Consider the following 234-nt stretch of genomic DNA (forward strand, 5'->3'; position numbering starts at 1 on the left):
ATATTCAAGCTTTTCTTGCATTACGTTTCTTACAAGGTCTTGGAGCTTGTGCGGGAATTGTTTTAAGTCGTGCTATTATCAATGATTTGTTAGATAAAAAAGCAGCAGGAAAACTTTATTTGATTGTTTTTCCCTTTATTGGAATGTCACCAGCGTTTGCTCCTTTAGTTGGAGGCATGCTGTTACAAGCTTTCAGTTGGTATGCTACTTTTATTTTTTTAAGTCTTTTTATAT

The 234-nt window shown here is 33.8% G+C and carries 1 protein-coding gene; it reads left to right on the forward strand.

The window, feature by feature from the left end; genetic code table 11:
- Positions 1 to 234: MFS transporter (locus ACFIO5_RS13210; protein ID WP_375705657.1), on the forward strand; the 234-nt coding region annotated here is incomplete at both ends.

This window comes from Bartonella sp. AA86SXKL (assembly GCF_042196885.1).